Annotated in this window: 5 protein-coding genes; all 5 read right to left on the bottom strand. The window is 71.7% G+C overall.

Features of this window, described 5'->3' with window-relative positions:
- Positions 1-113: 113 nt before the first annotated feature.
- Positions 114-1457 carry a two-component system sensor histidine kinase CseC gene (gene cseC / locus BIV24_RS20310; RefSeq protein WP_071367798.1) on the bottom strand — a complete coding sequence of 448 codons (1344 nt, stop codon included), beginning with the start codon at positions 1455-1457 and terminating at the stop codon, positions 114-116.
- A gap of 8 nt (positions 1458-1465) precedes the next feature.
- Entirely contained in the window at positions 1466-2170 is a 705-nt protein-coding gene (cseB, locus tag BIV24_RS20315) for a two-component system response regulator CseB (protein WP_071367799.1), read from the bottom strand.
- A 9-nt stretch (positions 2171-2179) separates the two neighbouring features.
- Positions 2180-2833: a hypothetical protein gene (locus BIV24_RS20320; protein ID WP_071367800.1), complete on the bottom strand. Its 654-nt coding sequence runs from the start codon at positions 2831-2833 to the stop codon at positions 2180-2182.
- Positions 2821-3360: a SigE family RNA polymerase sigma factor gene (locus tag BIV24_RS20325; RefSeq protein WP_071367801.1), complete on the bottom strand. Its 540-nt coding sequence runs from the start codon at positions 3358-3360 to the stop codon at positions 2821-2823. Before BIV24_RS20325 ends, BIV24_RS20320 begins: the two co-directional genes overlap by 13 nt.
- Positions 3361-3716: 356 nt before the next feature.
- A partial coding sequence (locus tag BIV24_RS20330) for an HhH-GPD family protein (protein WP_079168405.1) occupies positions 3717-4627 on the bottom strand: 911 nt, incomplete at its 5' end.

Below are 4627 nucleotides of genomic sequence, written 5' to 3' on the forward strand. Positions count from 1 at the left end.
AACTCTTGATCACAACTCAATACGCGCCCTAGCGACACGAGCGCGGCCCGGACCCGGAGAAGGACCGGCCCTGAGATCGCGACGCCGAGTACCTCACCGCCCCGGCGGCGGCATCACTTCCCGGACAGGGGCGGCATGGGGAAGCTCCCCGTGTTCGTCGGCGCGTGCTCCGGCAGCCACAGGACCGCGACCGCGCCCTCGGCCGGTATGTGCTCCGGGGCCCCGGTCGGGCGCACGTTGCGGAATGTCAGGCGTGCGCCCAGGACCCGCGCCTGGCCCGCCGCGATCGTCAGGCCCAGGCCGTGACCGTGCCCCGAGCGGTCCGAACTGCCCGTGCGGAAACGGCTCGGGCCCTCGGCGAGCAGTTTCTCGGGGAAGCCGGGACCGTGGTCCCGTACACGGATCACCCGGCCCTCCACCGAGACCTGGATCGGCGGCCTTCCGTGCCGGGCCGCGTTCGCCAGCAGGTTGAACAGCACGCGCTCCAGTCGGCGCGGGTCCGTGGTGACCTCCGACTCATGGACCACCCGCACCTCGACGTCCGAGTCCTTCGCGGTCACCCGCCGGGTCACGAACTCGCCGAGCATGATGTCCTGCAGTTCGGCCCGCTCGGAGGTGCTGTCCAGACGCGCGACCTCCAGGACGTCCTCCACCAGCGTGCGCATGGCCTTCGCGCGGTCCAGCACCAGCTCGGTGGGGCGGCCCGGCGGCAGCAGTTCCGCGGCCGTCAGCAGGCCGGTGACCGGGGTGCGCAGCTCGTGCGCGATGTCCGCGGTCACCCGGCGCTCCGCCTCGAGGCGCTCCTGGAGCGCGTCCGCCATCGCGTCGACCGCGCGCGCCAGGTCGTCCGTCTCGTCGCGCACCACACCACCGATCGCGTCCCGTACCCGCACATCGGTCTCGCCCTGGGCGACCCGGTTCGCCGCGGCCGCCGCCTTGCGCAGACGCCGCGACAGCTGCCCCCCGATCAGCACACCGAGAGCGGAGCCGCCGAGGACGACCGAGATCGAGCCGATGATCAGCGCCTGGTCGAGGTCCTTCATCACCTCGGCGCTGTGGTCCGTGAAGGGGGTGTGCAGGGACAGCACCCGGCCGTCCTTGAGCGGTACTGCGGCCCAGATGTCCGGTACGCCATGTGCACCTTCGGACACATAGGTGGCGCGCCGGCCCTCCATGACCTTCTCCAGCAGGTCCCGCGGGATGGCCGGGTCGTCGATCTTGCCCCAGAGGGTCCGGGTGCGCCCGGACTCGTACATCCGCTGGGCCAGCTGGACGCGCGAGTCGGCGACGTCCCGCGCGCTGTTGAGCATCGACACGCGCGCCGCGTTGTGCACGACCAGGCTCAACGCGATCGCGACCAGCGCGCCGACCAGGGCGATCGCCGCGCTGAGCTTCCAGCTGAGGTTGGTCCGTATGGCCGCGTCTTCCGGGACCACCCGCTTGAGGAACCTCCGCATACCCCTGTTCAGGCCTTCAACTTGTAGCCGAAGCCACGGACGGTCTCGATCCGGTCCTGGCCGATCTTCGTACGCAGCCGCTGGACGTGGACGTCGACGACGCGGGTGTCACCGCCCCAGCCGTAGTCCCACACACGTTCCAGCAGCTTGTCGCGCGACAGCACCGTGCCCGGCGCCGACGAGAACTCCAGCAGCAACCGCATCTCGGTCGGTGTGAGCCCCACCGGCTGCCCCGACCGTCGTACCTCCATGCCCTCGGTGTCGACCTCCAGATCACCGAAGGTGAGCACTGCGCTGCCCCCCGGCGAGGCGTCCTCGGCCGCCCGGTCGGGGCCGCTCGCGTGTCCGAAGCGGCGCAGCACGGCGCGGATGCGTGCGACCAGCACGGCGCCGTCGAACGGCTTGGTCACATAGTCGTCGGCGCCCGCCTCCAGGCCGAGCACGACGTCGATCGAGTCGGCACGTGCGGACAGCATGATCACCGGCACGGTCGACTCGTCGCGGATACGGCGGCACAGGCTGACACCGTCGAGGCCGGGGACCATCACGTCCAGCAGAGCGATGTCCGGACGGTCGGCGCGGAACGCCTCCAGACCGGACAGCCCGTCGGGCATGGCGGTGACCGCGAAGCCGTCCCGCTCCAGCGCGAGCTGGGTGGCCTCGCGGATGACGTCGTCGTCCTCGACGAACAGGACGTGGGTCTGTTCTGCCATCCGATGCCCTCAGTTCCCGGTCGGGGCGGCGGTGCCGTCCCCCACCGCGCTGCTGTACTCGTTGTGTGTGCGGGACTTCTCGGTGAAGCGGTTCGCCGCCCAGCTGTAGGTGATCACTTCCTCGCTGGAGGGGAAGGCCACCGGGTCACCCTTCTTGTACATCTGCTGTGTCACCACCAGATCGCCGCGGTCTATCTCCGCGTAGACCGGCGGCTCCTCGGCCTTGAACACATTCTGGTACCCGTGGTCCGCCCTCCGGTACACGTACGAGCCCACGCCGACGGCGTCGCCGCACGTCATCACGTTGACCACGATGTCGTTCGCGGAGCCGTGGGTCAGCTTTCCGTAGGACACATCGACCGGATACTCGTCGCCCACGCACGGCTTCAGGCCGTCCTTGACCGCGGTCGCGACCTCGGGGTCGTGCTTGACCATCCGCACCACGTCCATGCGCGTGGGTTCCTTGGTCGTCGGCGAAGGGGAGGGAGCGGTGGTGGCCGATGCCACCGAGTTGCCGCTCGCCGGACCCTCGTCGCGTGCGCCCGTGCCGCCGGTGGCGCAGGCGGAGGCGAAAAGCCCGAGGACGGCGATCGCGGCCACCGCCGCGATCACCGCCTTGAGGGCCCCGCTGGACCGTATGGCCCCTGTGCCTAGGCCGCGCAACGCTCCCGCTCCTCACGCTCCAGCGCGCGTGCGTCCAGGTCGCGCGCCTCCAGCTCCTCGCGGAGCCGGGCGAGCGCCCGGTGCAGCGTGCTCTTTACCGTTCCGGCCGACATGCCGAGGGCGGCGGCCGTCTCCTCCGTGGACATCTGCTCCCAGTGTCGCAGCACGACGACACTGCGCTGTTTCGGAGCGAGCACCTTGAGGATGTCCATCAGCAGAGCGCGGTCGGCGTGCTGCTCGGTGGAGTCCTCGACGGAGGCGTCGGGCAGCTGCTCGGTGGGGACCTCCTCCAGCTTGCGGGCCCGCCACCACTCGGTGCGCGTGTTGATCATCACCCGGCGCAGGTAGGCGTCCGCCAGGCGCTTGTCCGCGATGCCCTCCCAGCGTCCGTATGTGCGCACCAGCGCGGTCTGCAGCAGGTCCTGGGCGTCGGTCGGGTCCGGGACCAGCCGACGGGCGCTGCGCAGCAGCGCGTCCTGCCGGGTGCGTACGTACTCCTCGAATTCGAGCACCTCGCCGTGCGCCATTCCAACCGCCTCCGTTCCCCGTTGCCGACCCGTCGGCCGGCTGCGTCGCCGGCCGGGTGTCAGGTCTCCCACCTGCGTACCGCGCCGTACGCGGTACGCATATGAAGCTACGGAGGGCTTGTCACGGGGTTGTCCGAGGCAGCCTGCGGGAAGCGCTCGGCTGTCCGTCGGTTGTGTAACGGACATACGAACGGGGTAAGGCCAGGCGGGAGTTGGGGGTGGTATGGGGGGATTTGCCCTACTGGAGGGGTGGGGGAGCTGTGACCGGGCAAGGTGCGGGCTGTGGCCACGCTGAGAAGTACTGTGCGCGGTCCGCCCGGGCGCCGGTGGGTAGTGGGCGCCCGGGCGGGGCGGCGTCAGGTGAGCGGAAGGCGGTAGAGGCCCCCGGGGAGGGGTTCCACCAAGCCGTCGGAGACCAGGCCGTCCAGGGCGCGGGCGCGCTGTACCGGCTCGTCCCAGACGCGGTCGAGGACCGATTGCGGCACTGGGTGCGCGGCCTCCCGCAGCACGGCCAGGAGCCGGCCGCGCACCTGGCGGTCCGTGCCCGCGTACGTCTGGCCGCGGCGCGGCGGGCCGTCGTGCTCCGGCTTTCCGGCCAGCCGCCAGGAGCACTGCCCGGCGATCGGGCAGCGCTGGCAGGTCTCGTTCTTCGCGGTGCACACCAGCGCGCCGAGTTCCATGGACGCGGCGGCCCAGCGGGAAGCGGTGTGCTCGTCCTCGGGCAGCAGGGCGCGGGCGAGTTTGCGCTCGGCGGCGGTGGTGGCGTTGGGCGGGTACTGCACGCCGGTGACCGCCCGTGCCAGGACGCGGCGCACATTGGTGTCGAGGACCGCGTGCCGCTGGCCGTACGCGAAGGAGGCGACGGCCGCGGCCGTGTACTCGCCGATGCCGGGCAGTGCGAGCAACTGGGCGTGGTCGGTGGGCACGTCGCCGCCGTGCCGCTCCGCTATGGCGACGGCCGCGCCGTGCAGGCGCAGGGCGCGGCGCGGGTAGCCGAGGCGGCCCCAGGCGCGGACGGCCTCACCGGGCGGCTCCTTGGCGAGGTCGGCGGGGCGCGGCCAGCGGACGAGCCACCGCTCGTAGACGGGCAGGACGCGGCTGACCGGCGTCTGCTGCAGCATGAACTCACTGACCATCACGCCCCAGGGCCCGGCCTCCGGGCGCCGCCAGGGCAGGTCGCGGGCGTGCTCGTCGAACCAGGCGATGACGGGGGCGTGCAAGGCCCTGCCGGGAGCCTGGCCGGTGGGGCCATCGGTGGGGGCGGGGG

The sequence above is a fragment of the Streptomyces colonosanans genome (genome assembly GCF_001866645.1).
Lineage (GTDB): Bacteria > Actinomycetota > Actinomycetes > Streptomycetales > Streptomycetaceae > Streptomyces > Streptomyces colonosanans.